Annotated in this window: 2 protein-coding genes and 1 pseudogene; 1 reads left to right on the top strand and 2 read right to left on the bottom strand. The window is 43.9% G+C overall.

Features of this window, described 5'->3' with window-relative positions:
• Together H6S82_RS20750 and H6S82_RS20745 are read right to left on the bottom strand one after the other, a co-directional pair.
• Positions 1-343: pseudogene (locus H6S82_RS20750) on the bottom strand (2-isopropylmalate synthase); the annotation flags it as partial.
• Between the two features lie 207 nt (positions 344-550).
• Positions 551-1,069, bottom strand: coding sequence for an NYN domain-containing protein (locus H6S82_RS20745; RefSeq protein ID WP_190463978.1), 519 nt, complete (start codon positions 1,067-1,069; stop codon positions 551-553).
• 914 nt (positions 1,070-1,983) lie between these two features.
• Between H6S82_RS20745 and H6S82_RS20740 the strand changes: the two genes are divergently transcribed.
• On the top strand, positions 1,984-4,327 hold a 2,344-nt coding region (locus tag H6S82_RS20740), incomplete at its 3' end, for a serine/threonine-protein kinase (protein ID WP_191056639.1).

The following is a 4,327-nucleotide window of genomic DNA, read 5'->3' as shown; positions in this document are numbered from 1 at the left end:
AATGAATATCCGATGTAGAAATAAAGGTGTGAATTCTCCCCTTTGCTGCCGGTTTGAGCGCTTTTGCTGCTGCTTCGATATCTGCTTTTATCGCTCTTGCCAAGCTACAGATAATCGGCCCATCTTCTGTTCCCACAGCTTCGGCAATCTTCTGAACTGCCTCAAAATCACCGGGACTGGCGTAAGCGAATCCCGCCTCGATTACATCTACACCCAAACGAGCCAATTGACGGGCAATAATCAACTTCTCGTCTACATTCAAGGTAGCGCCGGGACATTGTTCGCCATCTCGAAGTGTGGTATCGAAAATGATAATTCGGTCTGTTTTGGGTTGGTTTTGCATAGCTCTAAACGAGATATCCTCCTTATTTTGTGCGAGCGAGCGATGTCTGTAAGGTGGTGAGAGAAAAGTGTCAACTGATGGCTTATAAAGCTTTTTTCAATTTATAACCGTTCTGCTTTAACCCTGACGAGTGCCATACCTAATTTTAGGTAGCTTAACCGTAGCACCATCTTTTGCCTTCAAATTGTTGCACTTATTACTTTTCACCTAATAATCAACTTTCTCAATATGGTCGCGAATATCATTCAAGTCTATATACCTGTCCGTAGCATTACGCAGTTCTCTGGCAATCATTCCTTCTGTTGACACCACTGTAATGTGAGTATTTTTAGAACGTAAAAGTTCAATTGCTCGTTCAAAATCACCATCCCCGCTGAACAGCACCACCTTATCGTATTGATCTACTGTATTGAACATATCAACGACAATTTCAATGTCTAAATTTGCTTTTTGCGAGTAACGTCCGGAGCTATCATCGTAGTACTCTTTGAGAATTTTGGTGCGAACCGTGTAACCAAGGCTAATCAAAGCGTCTCGGAATCCTCGCTGATCTTGGGGGTCTTTTAAGCCGGTGTACCAAAACGCATTTACCAACATTGTATCCGGCTCGCTCGTGAAATATTGCAACACTCGTCGCGGGTCAAAAAACCAACCATTTTTTTGTTGAGCGTAGAACATATTGTTCCCGTCTACAAAAATAGAAAGACGGTTCATCGAGTAAGGCATACAAACTTATACCTAAAAGTAGTAGAAAAGAATTTAATTGGAATAATCCATTATAGCAATTTCTGCTTTAACAAAGCCAATAACCTATCTTATACTCGTTTGTCAAGTATTTAGATGAAATTTCTCAAGCTGAGAAATTGTCTATTCAATAGATTTTACTATGAGAGCCTCCTTGATTTTAATGCGTTTGAGACTGGACTAATCATCCTTCTTATAAAATTTCCCTTCCAAGTGACTTACTTTATGGCTGGTTAGCCATAACCTTATTTTTTTTCCTCCTTTGGGTGTATTTACTCGTACTGTCATCTCCCTTTAGGGTAGCTTCGTTCGATCGCTATTGGGATTCTGCTTCCATTCACCACTACTGCCAGGGCCAGCTTTAACTTACCAAGGAAGTAACTTGACAAAAAGCACAAATTACCAATCAATCTTTTGAGATCGTAGGCAATCTCAAAAGGAGAGTTTGCCGTGTGTTTGTTTTATTAAAGCAGTTTACTAGATTATCGTACAGACATCCCGTAACATGGGACATTATAGGGCTTTTTGTGCAGTTTGTGCTTGATTTTGGTATGGTGGCATCGGGGCCATCAATGTCTAGAAGCGCCAATGCAAGCGAAGAAGGACTCTTTAAGCCCAGTTTGCGTCTAGAATCTTGACTTTTAGAATGTTGACTTTGACAACTCGATCGCCCTCAACGAAAAATTGAAATTTGTTAACAAAAAGTAAACAAACCAATTTGGCGGCATCAAGCCCGATCGAATAGTAGATAGTAGGTGGTAGATAGTAAGCGGCAAGTAAATCTTACCCATTATCCATGCAAACCGCCCTATCCATTACTTCATACCTAAGTGGATGTAAAGTAAAAGCTTAAAAGTATACACTTAGGTGCTTTAAATCAACCTTCGAGGCAGGATATGGCACCAGAACCCTCATTGCCCGCAACCAACCGACAAACTTCTGCCGTGACTCGTTCCGGTACAACAACCAAATCAAGCGTACAGGCTGGTCGGGCTTCGCGTCTGGCTCGCTTGAGCCATATTGTCACGGGCGCTTGGGCATTGGCAGCTGGACTCGCTACAGCTGGCAATTTGGGACTGGTTCAAATGATGGAGTACAACACCCAAACCCTGTTATTTGAACTGCGCGGGCCAGTTGCACCTCCAGATGAAATAGTGATTTTGGCTATAGATGAGCAGTCTGTCAAGGAAGGACAGTTCTATCAACAAGATCCCAAACAGTATGCTTACCTAGAGCCATTACAAGTCTGGCCTTGGAAACGCAGCGCTTATGCTCTTGCGATCGACAAGCTGATGAAAGCAGGAGCCAAGTCTGTTGCTGTAGATGTGGTGTTCGATCGGCTCAGCAACGATAAAGCAGCTGACAAATATTTGCAACAGGTATTGCAGCGCTATCCAGGTCGCATCGCTTTAGCTGCTATGTACGAAGATACCGAGATACAGCAGGGCAGCTTAATCCAGCCAACCCTTCCCAATCCTCTATTTCGGACAAAGCCGATATCAGCGGGCATAATTAATTACCCCCTGGAAGTGGATGGCAGGATTCATCGCTTTAGCAGCGAGTTCATTAAGCAGTTGTCTCAAACATACTCAAAGCAGGTCAAAGAAGAAATTGATGCCTTAACAGTGGCGGTACCCTCTTTCGATGAAGCAGCGTTGATAGCAGCTGGGCAGAGCAACATTCGCGCTAAGGGCGATCGCATCTACTTTTATGGCCCCAAGGACACCTTCAAACAAATTCCCTTTTTCCACGTCCTCGACCCTTACATCTGGAACAACCACCTACAGCAAGGGAAATTCAAGGATAAGATTGTTCTGATTGGGCCAACAACCATCACCGAAGTGCAAGATTTTCATAAGGCACCCTTTTCTGGAAGCTTGCTGTATCGCGAGCAGATGTCGGGAATAGAGATTCACGCCAATGCGATCGCCACCTTGATGCAGGGCAAAGCGATCGGTCAAGCAATACCCAATCCGCTGATGCAGGGGCTGTTTGTATTTGGCGGAGTTTTGGGCACAAGCGTTTTTCTGAGCAAAAGAAAAAGAAGCTTAAATCGTTTTGGATGGGCAATAGGAATTGCCTTTGCTTGGGGAACAGTTAGCTACTTCACCTTTACTTACGGTCAGTTAATTTTGCCAACAGCCGTACCAGCTTTCGCGATCGTATTGAGTGGCTTCTTCTACCTAACAGGAGATGTCTCCAGGCAACAGATCGGAAAATTCCAATTACGTCAAACTTTGAAGCGATATGTCACTTCACCAATTGTCCAAGAAATTCTCAGCCAACACGATGACCTGCAAGACTTGCTGCCTCTAAAAGACTCAGGAACAGCCAATAAAAAAATTGGCGGTCGCTACGAAATTATCAAAGTTTTAGGTGCAGGAGGATTTGGGGAAACTTATATTGCCCAAGATACACAGCGACCTGGTAAACCTTTGTGTGTGGTCAAACAACTCAAGCCAGCCACCAACGATCACAAGCACTTGGAACTCGCCAGACGCTTATTTCCGCGAGAGGCAGACGCACTCGAAAAACTCGGTCAGCACAAACAAATTCCTCAACTTCTCGCCTACTTTGAAGAAGGCGATGAATTTTACCTAGTTCAGGAATTCATTGCCGGTCATTCTCTAGAATACGAGTTAATACCGGGCAAGCCACTGACCGAATCGCAAGTTATAGATATAATGCTGGAACTGTTAGAAATATTAGAATTTGTACACAGTCAGGGAGTCATTCACCGCGATATTAAACCCAACAATATTATTAGGAGAGACTCAGACGACAAGCTTGTGCTGATTGACTTTGGTGCCGTCAAAGAAGTTAGCACACAACTGCTGGAAAATGACGGGCAAAGTCGCTTCACCGTGGGTATTGGAACCCAAGGTTATGCACCACCCGAACAATGTGCGGGTCGTCCGCGACCAAACAGCGATATCTATGCAGTGGGAATTACAGCGATTAAAGCTCTGACGGGACTATCGCCAAACCAGTTACAGCAAGACATTAAAAGTGCAGAAATACTGTGGACGCATAAGGCACAAGTAAACCCAGAATTGGCTGCGATCGTTAGCAAAATGGTGCGTTATGATTATCATCAGCGCTATCAGTCTGCATCCGAAATTAAAGAAGCACTGTTAGAGATTCAACAATCTTCTGCTGCTGCTTTTTCTTTGACAGATTCGCCTATAGATAGCGCATATTCAGATGAGTATGATGCTCCTACAAAAGCCTGGGCAGAGC

Source organism: Planktothrix sp. FACHB-1355 (assembly GCF_014748295.1).
Taxonomy (GTDB): domain Bacteria; phylum Cyanobacteriota; class Cyanobacteriia; order Cyanobacteriales; family Aerosakkonemataceae; genus Aerosakkonema; species Aerosakkonema funiforme_A.
This window is presented reverse-complemented; position numbering and strand designations above follow the sequence as displayed.